Here is a 26105-nt window from a genome sequence, read left to right as displayed (position 1 = left end):
CTGCTATGTCTAACTCCCCAGCTGAACAATGGATGCAAGTTCGGCCAGAGGGTCTCTATTGCGCGCCTGCAGACATTTACATCGACCCGATTGAGCCCGTCACACGTGCCATTATCACCCATGGACATGCTGACCATGCCCGGTCCGGCCACGGAGAGGTGTTCGCAACGCCCGAGACAATCGACATCATGCGAACCCGCTACTATCTGGGCGATGAGACGCGCGAAAACGGATTAAAATATGGTCAGCGCTTTGACCTTGGAAACGGTGTGACGCTTTGGTTCGCCAGTGCCGGCCATATTCTCGGCTCCGCCCAAGCCGTTATTGAATTTGAGGGAACCCGAGTTGTCGCAGCAGGGGATTATAAGCGCCACCCTGACCCCACCTGTGCCCCGTTCGAAGTCATCCCTTGCGATGTGTTCATTACCGAAGCCACGTTCGCCCTTCCCGTTTTTCAGCATCCCCCTTTAGAGACCGAAGTCGAAAAACTTTTACGGTCCCTCCGCACCTTACCCAATCGCACCCACATCGTCGGTGTTTATGCACTCGGCAAATGCCAGCGCGTGATGAAGACCTTGCGCCTCGCTGGATATGAAGCCCCCTTCTACATTCACGGAGCTCTCAAGAGACTCACCGAGCTGTATGAAAGCTACGGGCAAGACTTTGGCGCGTGGGAACTGGTCAGCGACATTCCGCGCGCGGACAAGCATCTGTTTCAAGGCAAGATCGTTTTATGCCCACCCGCGCAGATCAATGATCGATGGTCTCGCCGCTTTGCTGATCCCCTGCCGACGGTCGCGAGCGGATGGATGCAAATCCGAGCCCGAGCCCGTCAGAAGCGCGCAGAGATGGCATTGGTCGTCTCGGACCACGCGGACTGGGGCGACCTCATCCGAACCTGCGAAGAGACTAAAGCGGGGGACATTTGGATCACGCATGGTCGCGTCGAAGCCCTAGAATATGCCCTGAAGCAACGCGGGATGCAGGCGAAGGCTTTGAACCTGATCGGTCGCGATGAGAGCGTCGAATAATGGAGCGTTTTGCCGAACTCTTGGATGACCTCTACTTCACCAATTCAAACTTGGCGAAAGAGACGATCCTTTCCAACTATCTGAGATCTACACCAGACCCAGACCGGGGATGGGCGCTCGCAGCCATTGCTGGCACGCTGACATTTGATCTATTCAAGCGCAACGTCATCAAATCCTTGATGATGGACCGCATGGACCCATTCCTGTTCGACATATCGCGACACTATGTCGGGGAAATGAGCGAAACCGTCGCCTTGGCGTGGCCTCGGTCTGATGACCCCGTCAGGCTTAACCGACTCCCAAGCTTGCATGAAGTCATTGGCGAATTCCAATCGCGCAGCAAGGTTGAGATCAGAGATTATCTGATCATATTGCTCGACAATATGTCGCCGTCACAACGCTGGGCGCTCCTGAAGCTTGGGACGCGTGGATTACGGATCGGCATGTCCGCGCGGTCCGTGAAGCAAACATTGGCGAAGATGAAGGGCGTCGACATCGATATTGTCGAAGCGGCCTGGCACGGGCTGACGCCGCCCTACCAAGACTTATTCGCATGGGTAGATGGTCGGGCCGAGTTGCCGGACATGAGCCAGATCGTGACATTCTCGCCTGTTATGCTCGCCCATCCTATTGATGAAGAAAAAGACCTAGCGCGGATTACGCCCGCCACCCATCAGGCGGAATGGAAGTGGGATGGTATCCGCATCCAAATCGCGTCGAATGGAAAAGAGGGCGATGATCGGGAAGCCAAAGTCTTCTCTCGTAAGGGTGAGGATATTTCGGCCAGTTTTCCCGACCTCATAGACGTTGTCGATTTTAATGGCGTTATTGATGGCGAACTTGTTGTTCGGCCAAATGGAGACATTGGGTCTTTCAATGACTTGCAACAGCGGCTGAATAAGAAAAAGCCCACGAAAACGCTCATCGAAAAATTTCCCGCTCACGTCATCGCTTATGATGTTATGGAATGGGAGTCTGAGACCCTACGACACCTGCCCTTGATACGTCGCAGGGAGACGTTGAAACGGGTCGTTGAGGCTTATTCAGACGACTATATCACCCTATCGGAAACCCTGCCCTTCAAGACCGTAGAAGATCTGATAGCCCTGCGCGAACAGGCTGCCCAAACGGGCGGATTGATTGAAGGCTTGATGGTGAAAGACATCAATAGCGTCTACACGTCAGGCCGCCCCAAACACGCCTGGTATAAATGGAAGCGCGACCCCTTTCTGCTTGACGCCGTGCTCATGTATGCGCGTCGCGGGACTGGCAAACGCTCATCATTTTATTCTGACTACACCTTTGGTCTTTGGGATGAAGACGGCGCACTTCTACCTATTGGCAAAGCCTATTTTGGCTTCACCGATGAAGAACTCAAAAAGATCGATAATTGGGTCCGGAGTCATAAGTTAAATCGCTTCGGGCCCGTCCAAGAGGTCAAGAAAGAGCTCGTGTTCGAGGTCGCCTTCGACGCCGCTCAAGTCAGTAGCCGTCACAAATCAGGCTACGCACTCAGATTCCCCCGCATTCATAGAATCCGCTGGGACAAACCCGCTGCAGAGGCCGATAGAATAGAGACTTTAGCGAAGTTAGTCGGCGCTTAAACTCTCTAGAGTCTCTAACTTATCCTGCAAATGAGATGCCGCTCTAGAAGCGGCGTTTCAAACTTGCTGAAAAGGTTGTCCCGATCTCATAATCATCGACGACGATTGTGTTGCCGAGCGTCTGCGTGGCCTCATACTTGTCGTTGAGAATGTTCTGGACCTTGAGGCCCAGCTCATAGTCCCCCCCCCTAATCTCAAAAGGCAGATTGACGACGAGGTCCAGACTGATCGGCAATTGCTCAATAATGGCAGGCGCTCTGTCTGAGAGGGACTCAACCGCGCGGATCCGGTCGCTACTATAATTGAGCAACAGGAACACATCCCAACCAGCATCGTAACTCTCGATGCCCAATTGCAAGTTGGCCAAATGATCCGACTGGCCCTGCAAGCGACGCCCATCAGAGTAAAGACCTGCTGCGGGGATGATGTTCGGCGTAAAGCCTTGGGCGAAGTTCACGACAGGTTGCACGATTGGCACATCGCCATCGGCGGACACTGAGCTGTCAACATAGGTATAGTTCGAGCGGATGACGAAGTCCTGACCGCCCAGAAATCCAGCAAAGACCGGAAAGTCTTCGGCAATGGCGAACTTTTTCTCAAACTCGACTTCAAGACCATAAAGCTTCGCGCTCGGCGCATTGATAAAGCTGGTTGTGAGCACACCATCGGCTTCATCAAAGACAAATTCTTCAATCGGATTGGTTAGATCCTTGTAGAAACCGCCAACTGTGAAGAACTGGTTCGCGCCGAAATAATATTCCAGACGCGCATCCAGATTGGTTGACTCGGAATTGGTCAAGAATGGGTTGCCGACGAAACGGTCTTCCGTATCCGTATTGACGAAAATGGACGGGGTCAGCTCGCGAAATTGTGGTCGGTTGATTGTCTTCGACGCAGCGGCGCGGAATTGCCAATCACCGAATGTATAGGTTGCCGTGATGCCCGGCAGGATGAAGTCTTCTTCAAGGGGGTCGAAAGTGAACCGATCTGTACCAAAGCTCGTGTCCTGAATCGTCGTCGTCTGTTCGGAACTTTCGTAACGAAGCCCCGCCGCAATCCTCAGATCGGGGATGACCTCGCTTTCAAGTGCCGCATAGCCGGCGAACACTTCAAGCCCGGTTTCCGAAACCAGTGGGAAACCCGCTGAGCCAGACCGTCTGATCTCAAGGATATTCGCATTGACCACCGCGTCGGAGAATATCTGATCAATCCGCGACTCTCGTAGCGGAACAGGGATGATCCCAAAATAATTGAATCGGTCTTCTTCCGTGTCGCGCGTTTTATCCAGATAGGTCCCGCCGACTTTGAATTCGACTTCGCGGTCTGCAACACTCGTTGGCAGAATAATGTCGAGACCCAGATCCAGTGTTTGGTCATCAAGTTTGGAGAAATTCAATCCATTATTGGAGCCCGGACGGTTAAATTCAAACAGGAAGCCCCGGCCATCGAGATCATCAATGTAATTGACGCGGCGCTCGTAAGGCGCCTCTCGGCCCGCTTGGGCATAGGACGCACGCCACGTGACTTCAGCATCATTCAGGGATGGAAGGTAATGCTCGCCGAGCAATTGTCCCATATAGACTTCGCGTTCAAACCATTCGGTGAAATCGCGACGAACCACGTCGCCTGCACGGTTTGTTCCTGAAACAATTCGAGCTTCCGCCGAGGATTGGCGGGTCGCCAAACCGACGACTTCAACCTTGTTGTTTTCGTCAATTTCCAGGCCAACGGTTAGAAGCCCGTTCAGCGACACTACATTTTCCGTCGAGACGCGGTCAAAATCGTTCCGGATTTCAAGCTCGTTATTATTCCCGATAGCCGTGGAGTTATCCTGACCGCGACGGGTCTCCCAAGCATTATCATAACCGAGCGTAGCCAACACGCCGATGCGCTGACCGCCAGAGAGATCAACTACATGACCACCGGATAATCGGACGCCGCCATTGAACGGGATGTTATTGTTCGTATCAATGATCAGGGTCGAGAAATTATCAAAATTCTCAGTCGGAATGCCGTTTGCATCCAGAGTGGGTAGGTCGCGCAGGCCGTCGTCAAACCCGATCCAGTCAGTGTCTGATCCGCCATAGACCAAGCCTTCTTTCAGGGTTGTTTCCGTATTGGCAGATCCAGAAATGGCCACTTCGAAAAAGGCCTCATCCGGCAAAGCTTTAGTCCGAAGACTAATGGCACCACCACCAAATTCACCGGAAAATTCCGGCGAGAACGTCTTTTGCACCACCGCATCGGCGAGGACCGATGTCGGGAACAGATCAAGCGGCGCGACGCGGCGGAGCGGCTCGGGTGACGGCAGCGGTGAACCATTCAAGGTCGCACTCGAATAGCGTTCATTCAAACCGCGGACGATTACGAATTTCCCGCGACTTAACGAGAGACCTGTGACCCGGGTCAGGGCAGAGGCAATGTCGCTCGCCCCGATCTGAGCAAAGACTTCTTCGTCGAGAACCGACGTAATCTCGGAGGTGATTTTCTTCTCGTTCGGGATGAAGGTGCCGACCGCAACCACTTCATCATTGAAGGCGGGTGGCGTGTCATCAATTATCGGATCGGGTGCCGTATCTTGGGCCAGCACTGTCAGCGGATGGCTGAGCGCCGTCCCAAGAAGCAATGTACTAATAAGGGTTTTTTGAATGTGCGTCACGGCGGTGATCCGTCCTGTGAATGATGGTCTAAAAAGGGCTGGCAATCGAAAACGCCAGCCCGGTCAGTCGTGCAGATATTTAGCTATTGATCGACCAGCAGGGTCCAGCCCTGATACCAATCGTCGTTCTCGTTCTCGACCGCGCCGATATAGGTGACCGGGTCAAAGAAGCTGTCGACAGCATTGACGTTGGTCGCCGTGACGGCCTGTTCCGGCGCGCCCGGTGCGTAACGATCACCCCCAACAGGGCGGGCACCAAAGTCAGTCACGGCACCGCCGATCTGATTATTGGCGCCATTATTCAGCGCTGTTTGTTGCGGGGTAGCACCGTCACCATCATTGCGGAGATCCTCGGCGTTGCCTGCAATCAGAACGGAGTTGAAAGCAATCGTCCCGGCCGTGGCCTGCGCGATGGTCGCGCTATTATCGATATCGAAACCGGCTTCATCAAAGTCTGTGATCACTGCATTATAGATGTCGCCCGCCGTTCCTTCGCGCAGCAGGATGCCAATGTCGCCACCATCACCCCCGACAAAAGTCAGATTGGATAAGGTCGGGTTGGACCTTGGCAGCACGTCATTGTTGGACGAGCGGTTATCCGCTTCAATGCCTTGGTCGCCGACGCCGTTGGCCTGATCGATAATCACGTATTGGACGTTCCCAGTCCAACCGTCCGTCCAATCAAGGCTGTCATCGCCAATGCCCGTCAGCACCAAATGCTTCACATTGACGTTGCCGCCGAAGAACTCGACGCCGTCATCGACATTGTTGTGAACTTGAACATAATCAACTTGCGTGGCTGACCCAACAGCTTGGAAGGCGATGCCGTTCAGTTCGTCCGAGTCGTTGATCAGGTTTCCTGCGAAAGACACGCGTGTGTAGAACAGATTACCAGAGTTATCGTCAGTCGTGCCGCCGCCATAGAGACCGGATGATCCCTCGCCAGAGCGTTCGCAACCCGTCGTGCCGGGTGTCGCGGTACCGTCAATGCAACGGTTAATTGGCGCGCGGCCATTAATGACCAGACCGCCCCACTTGCCGCGATCATTCGCCGTATCGGCTGTGCCAAAGACTTCGTCGCGCGATGTCATGATGACCGGATTATTGCGTGTGCCATTAGAACGAATTTGACTGCCGCGAGAGATGACCAGATAATCCTCGCCCGCTGCGCCGTAGAGGGTCGTGCCCGCATCAATCGTCAAAATCGCTGGGTTTGCTCCGGCGATGGGCGCGGCAGGATCGCCGCCCTGATCCTCACCAATGAAGACCGCGCCTTCGAGCTGATAGATGAAGTTATTGTTGAGGCGGGTATTTTGCGTAATCGTGCCTGTGAGTGAGCAGATTTGCTTGCCGCCAACCACATCACCCGTGCTGAGTGTGCCTGACGGGCATTCCGTCGGGCTCTCAAAGACTGAGAAGGTCCAACCCTGCGCCCAGTTGCTGTCAGCCGTCTCTGTGTCCGAAAACGCACCAATATAGTTATAGGTCATGAAACCCGGTTCCATCGACACATCGGTCGCCGGAACAGCCTGTTCGTTCGAACCCGGGAAAAAGCGGTCGGTGAGCGAGCTATTGCCTTCAACAATGTTCGGGCTACCGGCGATGATTGCGCGTGTATCAACGGTTTCACTACTATCGCCGGACAGAATATTCGTCGGATTGTCGAGGAAGATTGAGGCGAAAGATAGTGTTCCCGCCTGCAAATTACTCAGCGTCAGGTCATTATCGACATCGATACCGGCATCCGGGAAGTCGACAATGATGCCATTGACGATCTGACCTTGTGTACCTTCGCGAGCTAAAATACCGATATCGCCGTCATTACCAACGAAAGTGAAATTTGAGATTGTCGGATCAGAAATCGGTGTCGCGCCATTATTGCTCGACCGATTATCCGCCTCAATACCCTGATCACCTGCCCCTTCCGTGTGGATGATAAGCACGCGCTGTGCGCCGCCCTTCCAACCATCTGTCCAGTCGAGACTGTCATCACCATTGCCAGTGAGCACGAGCTCGGAGCAAAAAACATTCCCGCCGAAAAACTCGACGCCGTCATCCGTATTATTATGTACTTGAATATGGTTGCAGGTCGTGCCCGATCCGACGCCTTGAAAAGCGATGCCGTTCAGCTCATCCGAGTCGTTAATCAGGTTCCCGGCATATTTAACCTGAAGATATTCAAGCGTGCCCGCATTATGGGCTGAGTTGCCGCCGCCATAAAGACCCGAAGACCCCTCGCCGGAGCGTTCACATCCGGCAGTGCCCGGTGTTGCGGTGCCATCGATACAGCGATTGATCGGCGCATCCCCATTAATCACCAGCCCGCCCCAGAGACCGCGATCATTCACGGCATCGACACTGCCCTGAACATCTTGGATAGATGTCATAATAATCGGATCCGTCGCCGTGCCGCGCGCATTGATGCGCGACCCACGTGTGATGACCAGATAGTCCTCACCCGTTTCACCAAAGATTGTTGTGCCTGCCGGAATGGTCAGTGTCGCATTGGATGAACCATCTTCGCCGACGAAGACTGCCCCTTCGAGCGCGTAGCCATTCTTGGCTTCGAGCGTCAGATTTGAGGTGATGACGCCCGTAATCGTGCAAGCTTCCACTTGTCCGACAACTGCGCCGTTGACCGTGACATCCGTTGTTTCCCGCGTTGTACCCGCCTGACAATCATCACCCGGCACCAGATCGACCAAGTTGGCATTAGGGGTCGGGTCCGTCGGCGTCGTTGGGTTGATTGTAACGGGCCCAGCAGAACCGGGAGACGAGGTCGACCCGCCTCCACAGGCAACGAGAATAAGGCTGGCGGTTGTAGCGAGAAGGGCCAGCTTCAGGGACGGGTTGAACATGGGTGAGCCTCACGAGGGACAAGAATTCGTGCGTGAGGGAATCGATCGATCAGCCCTCACTGTGTGAGGCAGCCATCACCATTTGAATGTGACGAGGCGGCTATGAATCCGTGTCTCTTCGATGAAAGGACGATGAAGGTTCAATGACGTCATGTGACCTAAGCTAAAGCAAGTGATTGTAAGATAAAGAAAAAGGCCCGTTCCGAAGGAACGAGCCTTTAATCATCAAATCCAGCCCTTTGGGTTTAGGGCATTTCGAGTGTCGCCATCTGTTCTGCGACGGCCGTCCAGCCGGGCCGCAAGGCCAAGGCCCGTTGATAAGCGTCCCGTGCTTCCAACGTTTCGCCCGCCATTTGATAAGTCAGGCCAAGACCATATTCCGCGATCGGGGCGATCTTGCCGCGATTATTGCAATCTTCGAATTTCCGGCGGGCTTTGCTCAGATCATTCTGCATCATAGCCGTGAAGCCGTGCCCGAGTAATTCCAACCCATCGTCATCCTTTAATTCTCCGGCGCGCGTAAAATCACTGGCAGCATCGTCGTAACGACCCAAGGCCATACGGTGCAAAGCCCGGCGGGTGTAAAGATGGGCGCGCACATCGTCGTTCGGTTGTGCAGCGCGGATGGTTTTCGAACAGGCGCGTATCGCGCGTGAAGAGCTCTCAGTCGACAGACAGTCATTGAGATCGACTTGAGCTGCGACAGGCACAACATTCAGACTGTTGGTACTAGATGCGTTCGTAAAGGTTTCTGTGGCCGATGAGGCTGTCGCCGTCGCGAGGATCAGTCCAGCAGCAAGATAGAGAGCTTTCATCATGTATCTCCTAATCAAATGCGGGCTTCTACTGGCGTCACGACCACTATCAGGATCATGAGCCGTACCTATCCGCTCTGTGAAGATTATGTGACACGAATGTCACCAAACTGTCAATCCGGAAACGACAGTTTCATGACATTCACTGTCACAAAACTGTAAAACTATGAGATTTTGAATCAACGGCCATAGAAAAACCTGCGTCGCAATAAGCGCGGCGCAGGTTCATTCAGACTGGATGCGACCGCAACAACAGGCGCAAGTATATGGCTTTGGAGTTAAGCTTCCGCGCCCATTTGCGTGATCGTGTCTTTGATCTGAAGCTTCTGGCGCTTGAGCTGGGATATTTTCACATTGTCAGGGGCAGGACTTCGGAGTTCTCGATTGATCTGGTCTTCTATATTAGTATGCCGGGATTGCAGTTGTTCCAGATGAGCCGATAGCGCCATGAAGACCTCCGATATAAAAATGGCTGATAAATAGATTGTAGCACAAGCTGGAGCCGCTCGCTACAATCAACGAATGAACGATGAGTCAGACTTTCCAAACCCAGAAGACGTCGCCTCCCCGGAGGCTGAAGCTCAGGAATCTGCTCTGCTGTTGGATCAGCTGAAGTCAGAGCACAGACGCATCGATCAAGAAATCAATGCGCTGATTGAAACGGGTGTCGCCGACATGCTGAAGGTCCGTCGGATGAAGAAAATTAAACTCTCCATGAAGGACCAAATCGCCTATTTGGAAAACCAGATCACACCTGACATCATTGCGTAACCCTTGACTTAGCGATCGTTAGTCCGACCGCTTATCCAAATACATGGCACGGTCCGCGCGCTCTAAGACCTTTTCGACGCTATCCTCTGGATCACAGGTTGACGTCCCCCAACTGGCATTAATCCCGATCATCCCGTCCGGATGAGCCAAAGCTAATTCGTCGACACGGCACGCCAGCACACCTGCTTTGGCGTTGGCGACCTGCTTGTCACACTTGAATAAGAGGACGCCAAATTCGTCTCCGCCAAGACGCGCCACCATATCGCATTGACGCACTCCAGACAGGAGGCTCTGCGCCACTAGCTCTAAGATCTTATCGCCGATCCCATGACCATAGCGGTCATTGATCTGTTTGAACCCATCTAGATCGAAGAAAATGATCGATGACATAAGTCCGTAACGGGACATAACGGACTGTGCTCGAGAGACTTCTCGCATGAAGGCCCGGCGATTATAGAGCGGCAGCAGCGCATCCATGTCGACCGCAGCTTCCAATTCGAGCACGCGCAAGCGTAGACGTGTGACCTCTTCTGACAGAACGCGATTACGCTCAGCCAATTGGGTATCGGTCACACCGATCTGAACCGACATTGGGTCAGAGGCCGTTTGTAGCATTGTGGCGATGCGGGTTGGGTCAGCCAAGCGAAACTATCCTTACGGAATTGAACCCCAACAATCGCCCATGCCGGGTTAATGCCGCGCTAAGAAAGGTGTTACGATTGACCGGTGCGGCGTAATCGCTATGGTAACTCGCTTTCCAACGCTGGAAGCGAGACACCCGACCATGTCATCCCCACCGATCGCCATTATCATGGGCTCTACGTCCGACTGGCCGACGATGGAACATGCCGCCACTGTGCTCGACGCGCTCGGCATTGCTTATGAAGCAATAGTGATTTCCGCACACCGTACGCCCCAACGACTCTATGATTTTTCAACGACGGCCGCCGACAAAGGCTTCAAAGTCGTCATTGCGGGGGCGGGCGGCGCAGCGCATCTACCCGGTATGTGCGCCTCTATGACCCGGCTTCCCGTCTTGGGCGTCCCCGTTGAAAGCAAGGCGCTGTCCGGCATGGATAGCCTGCTATCAATTGCCCAAATGCCCGGCGGCGTGCCTGTCGGCACTCTGGCTATCGGCAAGGCTGGGGCCAAGAATGCAGGCCTCTTGGCTGCTGCTATCCTCGCCACAACGGACGATGCGCTAGCAGCCCGACTCGACGCTTGGCGCGCTGCGCAAACGGACAGCGTCGGCACAGACCCACGCGGATAAAATGACCCCGCTTCCTCCCGGCTCCACTATCGGCATATTGGGCGGCGGACAGCTGGGCCGGATGCTTGCACTCGCCGGGGCCAGATTAGGTCTGAAGACGCACACATTTGGGCCATGTGACGAAGACCCGGCGGGTCAAGTCTCGAACGCTCACACCCAAGCAGACTATGACGATGAAGACGCGCTCACCCGCTTCGGCGCAAGCTGTGAGGCAATCACTTATGAATGGGAATCGATCCCAGTCCGAGCCGTTGAGGTTGCAGGCGCTGGAAAGCCCATAGCCCCAAACTTAACCGCGCTGAAAACTGCACAGGACCGATTGCTAGAAAAACGCTTCCTGTCTGATTTGCCCGACGTCAACGTTGCGCCTTTTCGTGATGCCGGGAACAGCATTCATGACTTTAAGCGCGCTGTTCAATTTGTCGGCCTGCCCTGCGTCGTAAAAACGCGACGCGGTGGATATGACGGCAAAGGGCAAGCTGTGCTTCGCAGCGAAAGCGATATTGTCGATGTTTGGGAATCGCTTGGCGCCTATGAGTTGATTGTGGAGGGGTTCGTCAATTTTTCACGTGAAACGAGCGTCGTCTGTGCCCGTAGCTATGACGGTGATGTGCGGGCTTATCCGCTGACCGAAAATGTCCACCGCGACCATATCCTCCACACATCGACAGCCCCGGCTCAAGGTGATGACGGTCGTCCCGGACAGATTGCCCGGACGATTGTGGACGCGCTCGATTATGTTGGCGTGATTGGAGTCGAGCTTTTCGACACGCCGCAAGGTTGGCTGGTCAATGAAATCGCGCCGCGCGTCCATAATTCAGGTCATTGGACCCAAGATGCTGGCTGCACCGATCAGTTTGAGCAGCATATGCGCGCCGTGGCTGGATGGCCGCTTGGCGACGCTGCACCGGCATGGCCGGTTCAGATGACCAATCTAATCGGCCATGATGTGGAAGGCTGGGACGCTATGGCGCGCGAACCGGGCACACGACTCCACCTTTATGGCAAAAGCGACGTCAGACCGGGCCGCAAGATGGGCCACATCAATCGGCGGATTGGCTAGCGGTTCAACACCCGCCCGGCGACTGCATCCAGCTTGGCCACCAGTTTCGGGTCGCGCGCGTCTGGCGGCGTGATGATCGCGACATCCAAATTGGTTTCTATCCCGGCCGCGCACGTCGTTCGATCCGTTTTGGACAAGGTCTCACACAATGTCTTCACAGCCGAACTGGCGGTCTTCGCATTCTGCATCAGAATGGCGATGACACTGGCCACATCAACGCTACCATGATCCGGGTGCCAGCAATCATAGTCCGTGACCATTGCGAGCGTCGCGTAAGGCAGCTCTGCTTCACGCGCGAGTTTGGCTTCCGGCATATTCGTCATGCCGATCACGTCGCACCCCCATTGGCGGTAGAGTGCGGATTCCGCCTTTGTCGAGAATTGCGGACCTTCCATCGCCAGATAGGTCAAATGGCTATCTTTTGCGGGTCGATGCACGGTCGCGCCAGCCGCTTCGGCTGCGTTAGCCGCGAGCTTTGACAAGCGCGGACAGACCGGGTCGGCAACGCTAACATGGGCCACACAACCGGGTCCGAAAAAGCTCTTCTCCCGCGCAAAGGTTCGGTCAATAAACTGATCCACAGCAACAAAATGACCGGGTTCATACTGGTTTTTGAGAGATCCGACTGCGCTGATCGACAGCACATCGGTGCAGCCTGCGCGTTTCAGCGCGTCAATATTGGCGCGGTAATTGACCGAGGATGGAGACAGAACATGCCCGCGTCCGTGACGCGGCAAAAATCGCAGTCGCACATTGCCATAGTCGGCAAACAGAATGTCATCGGACGGCGCCCCCCAAGGCGTATCGATCGTTACCCACTGAGCGTTCTCTAGCCCGTCAATCTCGTAGAGGCCGGAACCGCCTAAGACCCCGATCGTCCATTGTGACATCTAATGGTGCCCACCCGGAGCCGCGTTTGGATCAAGTTTGAACACCCGGTCACAATATTTACAAATGACGTGAGTCTCTTCGCCCATATCAAGCCACGTCACTGGATGACCCAACGCATCACCGCCACCATCGCATTTAACGTAAGTTGACGCGACGATGACGACATCGTTTTCTGTCTCTTCCAGGCGGGGCTTCGGCGAAATATTATTAGCAACCATGGCGGGCTGATCCTTGTCGTTGGGCGAGTCCGCGTCTAAGCGCCTGACCTATGTCAGACAACCCACAAGATACGCCTGCGATCGAACTGATCGCGCTGAAGAAGACCTATGCTGCGACGAAAAAGGCAGAGGCCAAAACGGCACTACATGGCATTGATCTGACGATCCCGCGTGGCTCAATCTTCGGATTGCTTGGTCCCAACGGAGCCGGCAAATCAACCGCGATTAACATTTTGGCCGGCCTCGTGAACAAGACATCAGGCACGGCACGGATCATGGGCTATGATATCGACGCCCAGACCCGCCAAGCGCGCGCCTCAATCGGCATTGTCCCGCAGGAAATTGCCATGGACGTGTTTTTCACACCATTCCAAGCGCTGGAGCTGCAAGCGGGATATTATGGCGTGCCTAAATCAGAGCGGCGCAGCGAGGAAATTCTTGCAGCGCTTGGCCTATCGGACAAACGTGACGCTTATGTGCGTCAGCTCTCGGGCGGCATGAAACGGCGCCTTCTGATTGCCAAAGCCTTGGTTCATAATCCACCCGTTCTCATCCTGGACGAGCCGACAGCGGGCGTGGACATTGAGTTGCGCCGCCAACTTTGGGCCTATGTTCAGGAACTACATGAGCGCGGGACCACGATCATCTTGACGACCCATTATCTGGAGGAAGCCGAAGCTCTCTGCGACCGAATTGCTATCATTCATGAAGGCCGTATCGTCGCTAATGAAAGCAAGGACTCGCTCCTGTCGCGTATGGATAAGCGGATGTTGGTCATCACACCGACAGAAACTCTGACATCAATGCCGCCTGCCCTGTCAGGCCTCGACGCCCAGATTGATGACGGCAATCTGGTGATCACGTATCAAAAAGGCTCAGATTCAGTGACCGGCTTGCTGAACCAAGTGAAGGATGCAGGCCTGTCCATCGCCGACTTACGCACGGACCAACCCGATCTGGAAGATATCTTCCTGCAGCTGACTTACGGGTCCGATGTCGCGACCTAATTACACGATTGGTTTGCTGGGCGCGTCACGGATCGCGCCCAAGGCGATCATTGCTCCAGCCCTGCGCCGCGAAGATTGTGAGATTGTCGCGATAGCGTGTCGCGACGTTAAACGCGGCCAAATCTACGCGGCAGAAAACGGAATCCCGGACGCTGAGATCATCGAAGACTATCGCGCCCTGTGCGCACGTCCTGACATCGACATCATCTACAACGCCCTGCCCCCATCCCAACATCTCGAATTAGCGCTAGCGGCAGCAGGCAAAGTCCAGCTGATCGAAAAGCCGTTCGCCATGAACGCCGAGGAAGCGCAAGCTATTGCTGCCCTACCCGGCACGATCATGGAAGCATTCCACCACCGATATCACCCGGCCTTTATCCACTTCATGGCTGCCGTCGATGCGGTTCGGCCCCTCACCCATATGGTAGGGCGATTTCACGTTACGATCCCGGACACACCGGGACAGTTACGCCACATCGCAGAGTTGGGCGGCGGCGGCCTGATGGACCTCGGCACTTATCCGCTGCAGATTGCACGCACGCTAGCGGGCCGTGAACCAATGGTGCGAAGCGCTCGCGCGACCGAAGGCCAGCCTCGCATTGACCTATTCATAGAAGCCGAGCTTGATTTCGGAGACGGTCTCACGGCGACGATTTCGAGCGATATGAGCGAAGACATTGAGCGTCTGAATTTTTTCGAAGTCAAAGGTGCGGGCGGAACGGTTCGTATGGATAACCCCGTTCATCCCTATCGCGGTTGCACGATCACCACACCGCAAGGCACAGTCACAGAGGCCGATCACCCGCGCTGGTCGGTGATCACGACCTATGATGCCCAACTCGCCCATCTGATTGGGAGCCTAGGCATGGGGGTCCTGCCCTTGACCCATGCGGCCTCCGCCGTGCAGCAGATGCAGGCGATCGATGCCATCTATGAAGCCAGCGGTCTGGGTATGCGGGTCAGAAAACGCTAAGGAGAACCTCATGAAGACACTATTGATCACCGGATGCTCAACTGGTCTGGGTGTCTCCATCAGTGTGAAGGCGGCACAAGCGGGCTACCGCGTCGTTGCGACCATGCGCAATCTGGCGAAGCGAGAGACATTAGAGGCTGCGCTCAAAGAGGCAGGAGTCGAAGCCGATATCCGCGCGCTCGACGTCACGGATTTGGACAGCATCCAATCCTGCGTCGACGTCGTTCTCGCGGATCATGGCGGAATCCACGCTCTCATCAATAATGCCGGCGCCGCGCAAATCCGCACGACCGAACAAGCTTCTGACGCGGAGCTGCAATGGATGACGGAGGTCAATTATTACGGCGTTGTGCGTATGACCAAGGCTGTCTTGCCCGGCATGCGCAATGCACGCGAGGGCCGTGTCATCAATATTTCATCCGTGGGCGGGCTCGTCGGACAACCGTTCAATGAGCTTTACTGCGCGGCCAAATTTGCCGTCGAGGGCTATACGGAAAGCCTGTCCACCTATGTCGGTCCGGCTTTCGATCTGCATTTCTCCGCCGTAGAACCCGGCGGTATTTCGACGCCCTTCGCCCAGAATGCGCTGGCCCATTTCACAGAGACGGGCGGCATGCTGGACGACGAATATAAGCCGATCTTAGAGGCCTATATTGGCGGAGCCCAGGCCCGTGCCGCAAGCGGCAGTTCCTATTCCTTCCAGACCGCCGACGAAGTCGCCGATGTGGTCATGGATGTATTGCAAGCCGAAAAACCTCCGGTCCGGATCAGAACTAGCAAGTGGGCAGAAGAATTCACTAAGTTCAAGACCCAAGCGGATCCGGACGGGACCAAACAGCAGCAAGACGTGATCGATCGGTTTTTATCGAGCGTCGATTTCGGGAACTAAAAAGAAGTCGCGCGCGGTCATTTACTTATCAGCCGCAACAGTATCGAGCCACTCTAGGATTGCATCATAATAGCCGGGCGCCATTTCGTGCGAGCCCAGAATACTGATCATTTCCTCAAACCCGCCTGTCTGGCTGACATGGAGATTATGATTGGCGTTCGGAAAGGTCCGGACTGTCAAGCTGGCGTTCGGGTTTTGGCCGACCGTGTCTTCATAAAGTGACTTTGTGGACTACCAATCGACACTCATGTCCTGTTCGCCGAACAGGGCGAGAACCGGAATATTGAGCTTACTTAAAGTCGATGCGAAACCCTCAACATAGATCCGAAGCCCCGTTGTGGGGTTAAATCGAGGTGGTTCGGCTTGCCAAGTTGCCCGCAAACTATTGTAGGCCGCCTCACTCATCGCCTCTTCCCCGTTTTGAAGAAACAAAACGAAGGGATCGGTGCGGTAAGCTTCCGTCTCCGAAAGGTAATCCTCATAGGACCCGCCCGTGACAGCGATTTCCGTGCCTCGGCGCCATTCGGCGAGCAAACGGGCGATCACGGCCTCATCATATCCTTTAATCCGCCAATTTGATTCCAGCAGATATCCGAAACTCTCGTCAGCATCGACGCCGCTCACTGAAATCCAGAAGGCGAGATCTTCATCCTGGGATAGAGCCAACGGTGCAATCCATCCCGCGCGACTGATCCCCCAAAGGCCAATCCGTTGAGCGCCCGGCACCTTCTGGTCCCTCAGATAGGCGGCTGCGGCCAACACCTCATCTGCACTGCTGGCAACCGGCTGATCCGCGTCGAATGATCCTTCGCTGTCACCGCACCCCGGCTTGTCCCACACAAAACTGGAAATGCCGGTCGCAGCAAAACGTGAGCGCAGATCATAGTACCAGTTTTGCTCGACCACATTGGTTTGGCCATAACCATGAATAAGGATGACGAGCGCGCGAGCGTCCCTGTTTTCGGGCATGTCGAGCAGACCAGACAGGCGCTGACCATTGACGTCAAAGGATCGCGGTTCAGTGACCATGCCCTGCGGTTGGTCAGATAATTCAACAGGCGGTTCTTCGGATGCCTGACAGGCCGAGAGAAGCAAGAAGCACCCGACCCACATGATTGTGATAAACCGCATTTTCATACCTTGTCTGAAAATCATGCTCAGCCAAACCGTCCGGTAATATAATCCTGCGTGCGTGTGTCGGTCGGATTAGTGAACATATTTTCGGTCTGATCAAATTCGATCAACGCGCCATTGTGCAAGAATGCCGTCTTGTCTGAAATACGGGCTGCTTGGGCCATACTGTGTGTGACGATGATGATGCAGTAGCGGGTCTTCAATTCCTCGATTAAGGCTTCCAAACGGGCAGTAGCGATTGGGTCAAGCGAACTCGCAGGTTCGTCCATCAGGATGACTTCAGGATCAATGGCCAGCGCCCGTGCCAGCACGAGCCGCTGCTGCTGCCCAACTGACAGGCCGGGCGCAGGCATCTTCAATCGGTCTTTGACCTCTTCCCATAAACCCGCGCGTCGCAGGCTCTTTTCGACTTGGCCGTCCAGATCAGCCCGGGATCGGCTAAGACCATGCAATCTTGGACCGTAAGCCACATTGTCATAGACGGAGCGAGGAAACGGGGCGGGTTTCTGAAACACCATGCCGACACGGGCGCGCAGCAGAACCGGGTCGATGTCGGGACCATAAATATCGATGTCGTCCATCAGCACAGTGCCGCTCACGCGGGCATTGGCGATAGTATCATTCATACGGTTAAACACGCGTAGCAAAGTCGACTTACCGCAGCCAGACGGCCCGATCAGCGCCGTGACACTGCGGTCAGAAATATCGATGTCGATCCCTGACAGAGCGCTAAAACCATCATAACGCACGGAAACATCGCGGCAGGTAAATTTGGGTCTGTCACTTGAGGGCTTATCGGTCACGCTCAGCGCCTCCGTTTTCGTTGCAACCGTTCGCGCAGCATGATGGCCAGCCCGTTAATCAGCATCAGCACAACCAGCAAGGCTATGATCGCCGCCGATGTCCGTTCCGCCCAAGCCACTTCCGCCGATCCAGACCATAAGAAAATCTGCACGGGCAAGGCTGTGGCCGGGTCCATAGGAGAGGCCGGAACAGCGGTGACGAAGGCAACCATGCCGATCATCAAGAGTGGTGCGGTTTCACCCAGCGCCTGCGCCATACCGATGATCGACCCGGTCAGGATCCCCGGCGCGGCCAGTGGAACCTTGTGATTAAACACGGCCTGCATACGCGACGCGCCTAAACTCAGCGCACTATCCGTCAGTGAATCCGGAATCGCTTGCAGCGCAGCGCGGGAGGCAATCACAATGGTCGGAAACATGCGTAAGGCCAACACCAGTCCTCCAACCAGCGGGATGGACCGGGACAAGCCAAAGAAGTTGATGAAAACGGCAAGGCCAAGCAGACCAAAAACAATTGACGGCACGGCGGCCAGATTATTGATATTGACCTCGACTAAGCTGATCATCCGTCCACCCCAACCAGTCTTGGGCGCGAAATTATCTAGATAGATCGCCGCGCCCACTCCGACGGGCAGGGCTAAGGCGCTGGCGATAATAAGGATCATCACTGACCCAAAAATGGCCGACGCCAATCCCGCACGCTCGGGATCGCGGGAATCCGGGTTTAGGAACAAAGCGCGATTAAACCGTCGCTCAACGCGACCTGTCTCGACCAGCTGATCAATCCATTCGATTTGACGATCCGTGACCGGGCGTTGCGACGGCGCAAGACCCCGGTCAATATGACCTTTGAGAAACTGATCCGTGAGGTCGGATGCCGGAATCCTCAAGGTCACGGCGCCCGCTCTTGGCTCGACCTGCCCCCGCCGCCGTAATTGCGCCGTGGCTTCTGAAGCCGACAAGATTTGCAACAACTCACCCCTAACAGACGCATCTTGGGCCAACTCATCTATTGTGATTTCGAATTCTTCCGCCATCGCATCGGCCAGAAGATCACGGTAATTCGGCGCGTCACCAGACACGGTTTTTACCTCCAGATCCAAGTTCAACCAATGTTGGGTAAAGGCCGATAGACCTGTCGAAAATATGGAGAATAACAGCCAAGCCAGCGCGGTGACCGAGAAGGCTATGGCCGCGCGGCCATAGAGGCGGAACCGACGTTCCGCCGCTCGGCGCTTGCGCAAGCGGGCTAAGGCGGCGGGCGTTGCAATAGATTGTAAGCCGCTCATTCGAACCGCACCCGATAGCGATTGACGACGGCTAGGGCGACGATGTTGAGTAAAAGAGTAATGATAAACAGCACGAGGCCGAGCGCGAAAGCGGCCAGCGTGCGCGGACTGTCAAAGACTTGATCCCCGGTCAGCAACGCAACGATCTGCACCGTCACCGTGGTCACGGCATCGAACGGATTGGCCGAGAGGTTAGCGGCCCGACCCGCCGCCATCACGACAATCATCGTCTCGCCGATCGCGCGCGAAATGGCGAGTAAAAACGCGCCAATAATGCCCGGTAAGGCACTTTGAAACACGACGCGGATCAAGGTCTCTGATCGCGTCGCGCCGAGCGCCGTCGAGCCGTCGCGCAAGGATTGCGGGACAGCCCGAATGACATCATCGGACAAAGAGCTGACCAAAGGAATGATCATCACGCCCATAACCAACCCGGCTGCCAATGCTGATTGTGTCGGTACATTCGCACCCATCATTTCGGCGACATGCCGGATCGTCGGGCCAACGCTGATCAGAGCGAAGAAACCGTAAACTACGGTTGGAATCCCTGCCAATATTTCAATAGCAGGCTTCACCACAGCGCGTGTTCGCGTTGAAGCATATTCCGACAAATAGATCGCAACCATAAGGCCAACGGGGCCCGCTACAGCCAAGGCGATGGCTGTAATCAGGAATGTCCCCGCGAAAACAGGAACCGCGCCGAACGTCCCGCTTTGTCCCGCCTGCCCAGCCCGGATTGCGGTTTGTGGCGACCAATGTGTCCCGAAAATGAACTCAAAAACGGAAACATCCTGAAAAAACAGGGTCGCTTCAAATACCAGTGAAGCCACAATGCCGAGTGTTGTGATAACAGCGACAAGCGACAGCAACATCAACCCAGTTTCCGCCATGCGTTCAATGTGCGCACGCGCAGCAAAGTCGGGGCGAACTTTGGCGAGCGCGATGCCGATTATAAGGGACGGCAACCCAACCAGAGCCGCCAACCAGAGCCCGTCGCCCACGACGCTCGGCTCATGGGTTCGCAAACCCAAACCCACGAGATAAACGCAAACACCCGCTAAACCTGCCATCACAGCCGCCAGCCGAGCGTGATGACGTGGCTGCGCCCGAGGTCGCGCCATTCCACCAATAGCGAGCTGTGCAAAACGCGCGGCCCGCCCATAGGCAAGCCGATAGGCCCCCACAATCAGGGCCAGAATAATCATCAACATATAGATCGGGACCGGATCACTCACCGGGCTTGTCCCTCATTCTGCTCAAATGTCGCCAAAATGCGGCGGCGCATCAAGTCGCGCTCACCCTCAGGGAGAGGGATCAAACCAATCGCTTCGAGATACCCGCCCAAGCCAGAAGCTTCATCTGAGGCAAGCTCAAGGGCGTATCCAGCAATTCCCGTTTCGTCATCGCCGCGCAGATAAAGATACAGGTCGCGCACGACGGGATAGTCCCCTGAACGAATAGTCCTTCGGCTAGGGAAAATACCGTCAATACTCACGGCCGCGACCTTATCCGTATTCTGTTCGAGGAAGGAAAATCCGAACACGCCGAGCGCCGTGGGAGTATTGATCAAAGTTTGCACTAACGCATTGTCGTTTTCACCCGCGTCAATCCAATGGCCATCTTCGCGCAGTTCATGTGCGCGTGCCCGGAATAGGTTAGGCGTGTCGCGCTCCACCTCAGCCAGACAGGGATAGTGGCGCGCGCCTGTCTCCATCGCCGTTTCCACAAAAGCGTCGCGCGTACCGGAGGTCGGTGGCGGGCCGTAAGCCTCGATCCGGTTGTTAGGCAAATCAGGGCTGATCTGTGACCATGTCGTGTAAGGGTTCGGCATGGCCGTACAATCTGTATCAGATGTCGGCAGTTCACGCGCCAAGGCACGATAGAGGGTCGCCTCATCAATCGCCATCGGCGCAGCCGCGACCGAACGCGCCAAAACAATGCCGTCAAACCCCAGACGGATTTCCACGACGGGCTTTACGCCATTACTCGCGCAAAGTGCAGCCTCGGACGGCTTTTGTGGGCGTGACGACGTTGTCGCATTGATTGACCGATCACCGGAACAGAACAGCTTGTGCCCGCCGCCGCTGCCCGTTTGCTCGACCACCATGCGAATGCCTGTACGTTCCGAATAGGTTTCAGCCGTCTTGGCAGCGAATGGGAAAACGGTTGAAGACCCAACAACACGGACCGGCTCAGGTCCCTCATTCGCGCACGCCAATAATAACATCGCAAGCGTTGCGATCATCATAGGTCGTCGGGCTGGACGCGAAATCCTCAAAACGGACTTCCTTAAGAGATGGGTTTAGTCGGTCCCTGATGACTTCGGACGGACATTGCAACCGTCCACATAACGACACGAGCCAGAGATCGGCTTTACAGCATAAAAAAGAAAGCGCAGGGGCGCGCCTCATGTCGTCTGACACGTCGATACCGACACTCCCGCGCACAATGCGCGGAGAGATAGCCGCCCTGCTTGCGCTTGGCGGACCAATGGCGCTCACCCAAATGGTGCAATTTTCGATCTATACGATCGATACGGTCATGATTGGTCGGGTTGGCACGGAAAGCCTTGCCGCGGCGGCCATAGGGGGCGTCGTTTATTTTATGCTCTGGATGGTCGGAGCTGGACCTGTGTTCTCTGTGACACCGATGGTCAGCCAAGCCTTGGGCACAACGATTGGCGATACAGCCCGCGACGCCCGAACCGATGTACGGCGGAGTGTCCGCATGACACTCTGGCTGATCTTCGGCCTGATCGTCCCTATGCTGGCTATTTTGCTAGCAACAGAGCCAATCCTGCTCGCTCTCGGGCAGGATGCAGACGTTGCAAAACTAGCCAGCGAATATGTAATCGTGCTGGCCCCCGGCCTGCCGTTCGCGCTGGGTGTTATGGCCTTGCGCAATTTCCTTGCCGCGCTGAACAAAACGATGGTCCCCTTGCTGCTGGCCACAATCACGGTCGGCATTAATGCGGGGCTGAACGCGCTGTTGATTTTCGGTCTATTCGGCTTTCCCGAACTGGGACTCGTGGGCGCCGGCATTGCCAGTTCGATCAGCTATATCATCTGCTTCTTCCTGTTCGCCGCCTATATCAGTCTTGACCGTGAAGCCCGGGTGTTTGAGATTTTCCGCAACATTTTTGGCTTCGACCGCGAACGGTTTTTCGAAGTTATGAAACTCTCTTGGCCGATCAGCCTGACAACAATCTTTGAGGGTGCGCTTTTCAACGCCGCTGTCCTAATCATGGGATTGATCGGTGTGCGCGAAACGGCGGCCTATAATGTCTCGCTCAATGTCGTTGCCATGTCCTTTATGCTGCCATGGGGCTTTTCGATGGCAGGAGCCGTCAGGATCGGCCTCGCGGAAGGCGCTGCCGACAAAATAGCGCGGCGGCAGGCGGCGCAAGCGACACTGCTCATTTCTATCGGGGCAATGGGTATTCTCGCCCTTTTTGTTGCATTCATGCCGGATCTGATCGCGCGCGCTTATATGGATGTGAACAATCCAGAGAACAGCGCGACTATCGCCTTAATCACCCTATTCTTACCTCTGGCTGCCGCCTTCATGATTTTCGACGCCGCACAAGTGGCCTGCAACCAACTCCTGCGGGGATTGAAAGATGTCACGGCGCCCATGGTCATCACGGGCATCAGCTATTGGGTGATCGGCTTTCCGCTCTGCTATGGCTTGGCCTTGCATACGCCGCTGGGCGCATTGGGCGTATGGTACGGATTGATGGCGGGACTGTTTGCAGCCTTTATCGGCCTCGGAATAAGGCTTTGGCGGCAGCTTCAAGTTCCGCCGCGTCCTCCCGAGCTTCTTGATCCGTCAGAACCGCTTCTTCAATGAAGTGACGCCCGTCCGGATCTTCGATCTCGACCACAATCAGGTCGGAGTCGAAATCCAGACGTGACTTGATCGTGGCGGCCAAACCCGCCTCGTCCAGCTCCTCACCGCGCCAGACCCGGGCCCCGTCCATGTCCCGCTCTGGCGTGTAGATTGACAAGACCTCACGGCTCCGCACTGTCACCAGAACCGTACCAGCATCCCGGTCGCCCCGATGGATGACGCATGCATAGGCCCCACCGACTTGCGCGCGCCGCATCAGCGCATCGACCCACATGCCGGTTTTAAGCTGGGCCATGCCCTGTTCTCCTCTTTCGGGAATGCGCTGAGATTACTTCGCCTGTGGCGGGGTGCGTGGCATGGTCCTTGCTTTGTAAGACCCGTATCAATGACGGGGTCCCCCACAATGAACCGCACGCACGTCCGGTCTCTACTTATCAGCTCTGTCGCCCTGCTACCACTGCTGGCTGCGACGGCCAACGCTGAACCTGTTCCTGCGGACACGGCGAGTCCGTCCACAGATGCCGGATTCGTGCTGTACCGCCCGATCGCTGAAGCGCTTATTCAAGACGATACAGAAATTGAAACGGACTTAATCGTCGAGCCTGACCTTGAACCGGAAATCGAGCCAGAACCTGTGCCTGAGCCCGAACCGCGCGACTATTCCGTCAGCTTACAAGACGCCACGCGGGATCGATCCTCCCGAACTCTTGATTGGCGCACACCGCAAGCCGAGCTCCGCTTCGATCTCTCTCATGCGGATGTCACTCAAGCGCTCTCCGTCACGCTATCTGCTGAGCCTCTGCCCGGCGTCGATGCCACCATTCCGCTGATAATGCAGTTTAATGGCAGCGACCCCATCGAGATTGAGACTCGCGGAGACGCTACGAATACGGTCATCAATCTGGATCCGGGTCGCGCGCGGGACATTGGCAATGTATTACGCGTCTCCTACGCAACCAGCTGCAAAGCGCCCATCGGCGGTTATCAGATCAACCTTGATCGCTCACGATTGGACGTCACAGCTTTGCCTAAAGGCCATCAACTGGAGTTAAGAGACGTAGAACGTCGCTTTTCCAGCCTAACCTTTGCCCCGAAAAGCGTCGGACTCATCTCAAGTGGAGATATGGCGACGAAGAGCCAAGCTTTGGCCGCGCAAGGCGTCGGTTTACGCACGGACAAAATTCCAACGTTCCTGACAAGCCCGCGCCAGTCGGATTTTGACATCATCATGCTGACGCGGTCAGAATTGTTTGAGTTCACACAGGATGATGCGGTCTTATTGAGCGCGGGCCCTCTGATCGCGCTGTCTAACACACACGCTAACAGGCTGTTCCTAACAGGTGACACAGAGGCAGAGGTTTTAGAGGCTGTCAGTGCCTTTGCGACCGCCTCGCTACCGGACTCGCGTCTGTCGATGACAACGCCCGATATTGTGTTTGCACAAAGCCCATTGGATGTGAATCGCCGCCTCGTTGAGGGGTCCGCTAATCTTGATGTTCTAACGGTCCAGACCGGAACGCAACGCGACTATGTGTTCGATGTTACCGATCCGGCCGCGAGTGAAGGGGCTCTTGTCCTGCGCTTGAACCGGGATGAGCAAACTCAGGCCGGCACACGATTGAAAGCCTCCCTCAACGGGGTCGATCTGGGTGAAGCCGCTGTCCGCGGTCGCCGCAAAACTGTGTCCTATCCGATCCAAAAAGGCTTACTCCTCGGCACCGGCAACCGCCTCGAACTAACAACACAAGACGCCAATAACCGACCACGCTGCGATGCCAGCGTGCCCTTTATCGCGATTTCCGAAGGTTCGGAGTTACGCCTTAACGCAGCGCTCCCCACTCATCCGAGTGATCTATCCCGCTTTGCCGCTAACGGATCCTTATTCGGCCAAGATGCTGGGGCTGAAACCGTCATGGTTCTGCCAGAGACAGATCGAGACTTTACAAGCGCCCTCACGGTCGTTGCGAAGATGGCACGCGCCAGTGGTCGCGGCTGGATTGATGCCGCATTCGCACGCGGACAGACAGAGATTACGGACAAGCACACGCTGATTATTGAACCCCATTCAGAAATTGAACGAGAGTTCCGGATCGACGCACCTCTTGCCTTACAAAGCGCATGGCGGGGACAAATCCCAAACGTCGATAATTCTCAGTTCGTCGAGAAATTTGCCAGTTTGGACGGCGAGTCGGCTGTGCGTCAGGCTGCCTTCACTTTGCGTTCGGCAAGCACGACACATTCTGGTGGCGTGGCTGCGATCTTCCCTGTCGACGACGGGCGACTTATCGGCGTTATTTCTAATACGGCAGACAGCGATTTCTCGACAGCCATCCAGCCCTTGGCCAATGACCTGCATTGGAATGGCCTCAAAGGCGGCGTAACCCGATGGGATGAGCAAGACGTGATAATGGCGCAAGCCGCGCTGCCCATGCCAATCATAGAGCCTATTACTGAAACAATCGAACCAACGACAGTATCATTGTCCTTGGGTGATCGCGCCAAAGGGTTGGCGTCTAACCTGCCAGACCTTCGCCTTCCGAAACCTGAAACGGAAGCACTAACCCATTGGATCGACAGCCAGTGGACGCGGTTTTCAACCGCACGTCAATCCAACACTCTGATCGTTGAACCGTTCAAAGCTGATACGGTCACCGCGCCTCAGTCACAGGCTATCAGTGAAAACACATTCGAGGATACGCAACGTCCAACTATGACCTTACCCCACACTCTCTCGCCAGCTTTGGTGCAACCGGCTGCGTCTGGATTACAAGGCCGCGTCGAAGGATTCGGGAATGTGGCTGCGGGTCTTCGGGTCGATCTTTGGCGGCATCTGGATATCCCAGAGCAGGACATGAAGTCGGCGAGACTGGGGCAAGCGCAGATTATTCCAGCGGCATTGACGTTGATCGTACTGTTTCTGATGTTTCTGGTCGGGCTGACCTTCGCCTCACCCCCCGCGAACAAACCGCATCGCCGATAGA

Annotated in this window: 24 protein-coding genes; 10 read left to right on the top strand and 14 right to left on the bottom strand. The window is 55.5% G+C overall.

Features of this window, described 5'->3' with window-relative positions; translation table 11 throughout:
• Positions 1-5 precede the first annotated feature (5 nt).
• Both QQL54_RS13290 and QQL54_RS13285 read left to right on the top strand, forming a co-directional pair.
• On the top strand, positions 6-1031 hold the full coding sequence (locus QQL54_RS13290) for a ligase-associated DNA damage response exonuclease (RefSeq protein ID WP_284391602.1): 1026 nt from the start codon (positions 6-8) through the stop codon (positions 1029-1031).
• A complete protein-coding gene (locus QQL54_RS13285) occupies positions 1031-2635 on the top strand; it encodes a cisplatin damage response ATP-dependent DNA ligase (RefSeq protein ID WP_284391600.1) in 1605 nt (534 codons plus the stop codon). Before QQL54_RS13290 ends, QQL54_RS13285 begins: the two co-directional genes overlap by 1 nt.
• Before the next feature lie 43 nt (positions 2636-2678).
• Here the strand turns inward: QQL54_RS13285 and QQL54_RS13280 are convergent, their stop codons facing one another.
• From QQL54_RS13280 to QQL54_RS15550, 4 genes are all read right to left on the bottom strand, one after another.
• A complete protein-coding gene (locus QQL54_RS13280; RefSeq protein WP_284391598.1) occupies positions 2679-5294 on the bottom strand; it encodes a TonB-dependent receptor domain-containing protein in 2616 nt (871 codons plus the stop codon).
• Positions 5295-5377: 83 nt separating this feature from the next.
• Positions 5378-8152, bottom strand: coding sequence for a hypothetical protein (locus QQL54_RS13275; protein WP_284391595.1), 2775 nt, complete (start codon positions 8150-8152; stop codon positions 5378-5380).
• Between the two features lie 245 nt (positions 8153-8397).
• Complete coding sequence (locus tag QQL54_RS13270; protein ID WP_284391593.1) at positions 8398-8970, bottom strand: tetratricopeptide repeat protein; 573 nt, start codon at positions 8968-8970, stop codon at positions 8398-8400.
• Positions 8971-9245: 275 nt separating this feature from the next.
• Positions 9246-9416, bottom strand: coding sequence for a YdcH family protein (locus QQL54_RS15550; RefSeq protein ID WP_431355933.1), 171 nt, complete (start codon positions 9414-9416; stop codon positions 9246-9248).
• 73 nt (positions 9417-9489) lie between these two features.
• On the opposite strand from QQL54_RS15550, the gene QQL54_RS13260 reads away from it, so the two are divergent.
• Entirely contained in the window at positions 9490-9738 is a 249-nt protein-coding gene (locus QQL54_RS13260; RefSeq protein ID WP_284391588.1) for a YdcH family protein, read from the top strand.
• A gap of 18 nt (positions 9739-9756) precedes the next feature.
• Here QQL54_RS13260 and QQL54_RS13255 read toward each other — a convergent pair whose 3' ends face one another.
• Positions 9757-10380: a GGDEF domain-containing protein gene (locus tag QQL54_RS13255; protein WP_284391586.1), complete on the bottom strand. Its 624-nt coding sequence runs from the start codon at positions 10378-10380 to the stop codon at positions 9757-9759.
• A gap of 142 nt (positions 10381-10522) precedes the next feature.
• Between QQL54_RS13255 and purE the strand changes: the two genes are divergently transcribed.
• Together purE and QQL54_RS13245 are read left to right on the top strand one after the other, a co-directional pair.
• Entirely contained in the window at positions 10523-11008 is a 486-nt protein-coding gene (gene purE, locus QQL54_RS13250) for a 5-(carboxyamino)imidazole ribonucleotide mutase (RefSeq protein ID WP_284391584.1), read from the top strand.
• A 1-nt stretch (position 11009) separates the two neighbouring features.
• Positions 11010-12071 (top strand): 5-(carboxyamino)imidazole ribonucleotide synthase, encoded by a 1062-nt coding sequence (locus QQL54_RS13245; RefSeq protein ID WP_284391582.1) that lies wholly within the window; start codon positions 11010-11012, stop codon positions 12069-12071.
• On the opposite strand, the gene QQL54_RS13240 is transcribed toward QQL54_RS13245, so the two are convergent.
• Both QQL54_RS13240 and QQL54_RS13235 read right to left on the bottom strand, forming a co-directional pair.
• Positions 12068-12961 (bottom strand): S-methyl-5'-thioadenosine phosphorylase, encoded by an 894-nt coding sequence (locus QQL54_RS13240; protein ID WP_284391580.1) that lies wholly within the window; start codon positions 12959-12961, stop codon positions 12068-12070. The genes QQL54_RS13245 and QQL54_RS13240 overlap by 4 nt on opposite strands.
• Complete coding sequence (locus QQL54_RS13235) at positions 12962-13180, bottom strand: zinc-finger domain-containing protein (RefSeq protein WP_284391578.1); 219 nt, start codon at positions 13178-13180, stop codon at positions 12962-12964. It abuts the gene before it with no gap.
• 50 nt (positions 13181-13230) lie between these two features.
• Here QQL54_RS13235 and QQL54_RS13230 point away from each other — a divergent pair, with 50 nt between their 5' ends.
• Genes QQL54_RS13230 through QQL54_RS13220 form a run of 3 tightly spaced genes read left to right on the top strand, consistent with a single transcriptional unit; the run spans position 13231 to position 16049 of the window.
• Positions 13231-14187, top strand: a complete 957-nt coding sequence (locus tag QQL54_RS13230; RefSeq protein WP_284391576.1) for an ABC transporter ATP-binding protein — start codon at positions 13231-13233, stop codon at positions 14185-14187.
• Positions 14174-15160, top strand: a complete 987-nt coding sequence (locus tag QQL54_RS13225) for a Gfo/Idh/MocA family protein (RefSeq protein WP_284391574.1) — start codon at positions 14174-14176, stop codon at positions 15158-15160. The genes QQL54_RS13230 and QQL54_RS13225 overlap by 14 nt, the downstream gene beginning before the upstream one ends.
• Positions 15161-15170: 10 nt before the next feature.
• Entirely contained in the window at positions 15171-16049 is an 879-nt protein-coding gene (locus QQL54_RS13220) for an SDR family oxidoreductase (RefSeq protein WP_284391572.1), read from the top strand.
• Positions 16050-16070: 21 nt separating this feature from the next.
• Here QQL54_RS13220 and QQL54_RS13215 read toward each other — a convergent pair whose 3' ends face one another.
• Genes QQL54_RS13215 through QQL54_RS13190 form a run of 6 tightly spaced genes read right to left on the bottom strand, consistent with a single transcriptional unit; the run spans position 16071 to position 21523 of the window.
• A complete protein-coding gene (locus tag QQL54_RS13215) occupies positions 16071-16229 on the bottom strand; it encodes a hypothetical protein (protein WP_284391570.1) in 159 nt (52 codons plus the stop codon).
• A gap of 51 nt (positions 16230-16280) precedes the next feature.
• Positions 16281-17180: an alpha/beta fold hydrolase gene (locus QQL54_RS13210; RefSeq protein WP_284391568.1), complete on the bottom strand. Its 900-nt coding sequence runs from the start codon at positions 17178-17180 to the stop codon at positions 16281-16283.
• A 26-nt stretch (positions 17181-17206) separates the two neighbouring features.
• On the bottom strand, positions 17207-17986 hold the full coding sequence (gene pstB / locus QQL54_RS13205) for a phosphate ABC transporter ATP-binding protein PstB (RefSeq protein ID WP_284391566.1): 780 nt from the start codon (positions 17984-17986) through the stop codon (positions 17207-17209).
• Between the two features lie 2 nt (positions 17987-17988).
• Positions 17989-19275, bottom strand: coding sequence for a PstA family ABC transporter permease (locus tag QQL54_RS13200; RefSeq protein ID WP_284391564.1), 1287 nt, complete (start codon positions 19273-19275; stop codon positions 17989-17991).
• On the bottom strand, positions 19272-20510 hold the full coding sequence (gene pstC, locus QQL54_RS13195; RefSeq protein ID WP_284391562.1) for a phosphate ABC transporter permease subunit PstC: 1239 nt from the start codon (positions 20508-20510) through the stop codon (positions 19272-19274). The genes QQL54_RS13200 and pstC overlap by 4 nt, the downstream gene beginning before the upstream one ends.
• A complete protein-coding gene (locus QQL54_RS13190) occupies positions 20507-21523 on the bottom strand; it encodes a substrate-binding domain-containing protein (protein ID WP_284391560.1) in 1017 nt (338 codons plus the stop codon). The genes pstC and QQL54_RS13190 overlap by 4 nt, the downstream gene beginning before the upstream one ends.
• Positions 21524-21684: 161 nt before the next feature.
• Between QQL54_RS13190 and QQL54_RS13185 the strand changes: the two genes are divergently transcribed.
• Positions 21685-23124: an MATE family efflux transporter gene (locus QQL54_RS13185; RefSeq protein ID WP_284391559.1), complete on the top strand. Its 1440-nt coding sequence runs from the start codon at positions 21685-21687 to the stop codon at positions 23122-23124.
• On the opposite strand, the gene QQL54_RS13180 is transcribed toward QQL54_RS13185, so the two are convergent.
• Positions 23033-23419: a DUF1491 family protein gene (locus tag QQL54_RS13180; protein ID WP_284391558.1), complete on the bottom strand. Its 387-nt coding sequence runs from the start codon at positions 23417-23419 to the stop codon at positions 23033-23035. The two genes, QQL54_RS13185 and QQL54_RS13180, sit on opposite strands and share 92 nt — an antisense overlap.
• Positions 23420-23527: 108 nt before the next feature.
• Here QQL54_RS13180 and QQL54_RS13175 point away from each other — a divergent pair, with 108 nt between their 5' ends.
• Positions 23528-26104, top strand: a complete 2577-nt coding sequence (locus tag QQL54_RS13175) for a hypothetical protein (protein ID WP_284391557.1) — start codon at positions 23528-23530, stop codon at positions 26102-26104.
• Position 26105: the final 1 nt, after the last annotated feature.

It is taken from the genome of Algimonas ampicilliniresistens, assembly GCF_030159955.1.
Classification (GTDB): domain Bacteria; phylum Pseudomonadota; class Alphaproteobacteria; order Caulobacterales; family Maricaulaceae; genus Litorimonas; species Litorimonas ampicilliniresistens.
The sequence above is the reverse complement of the archived record's forward strand: the minus strand, read 5'-3'. Positions and strand labels throughout refer to the sequence as shown.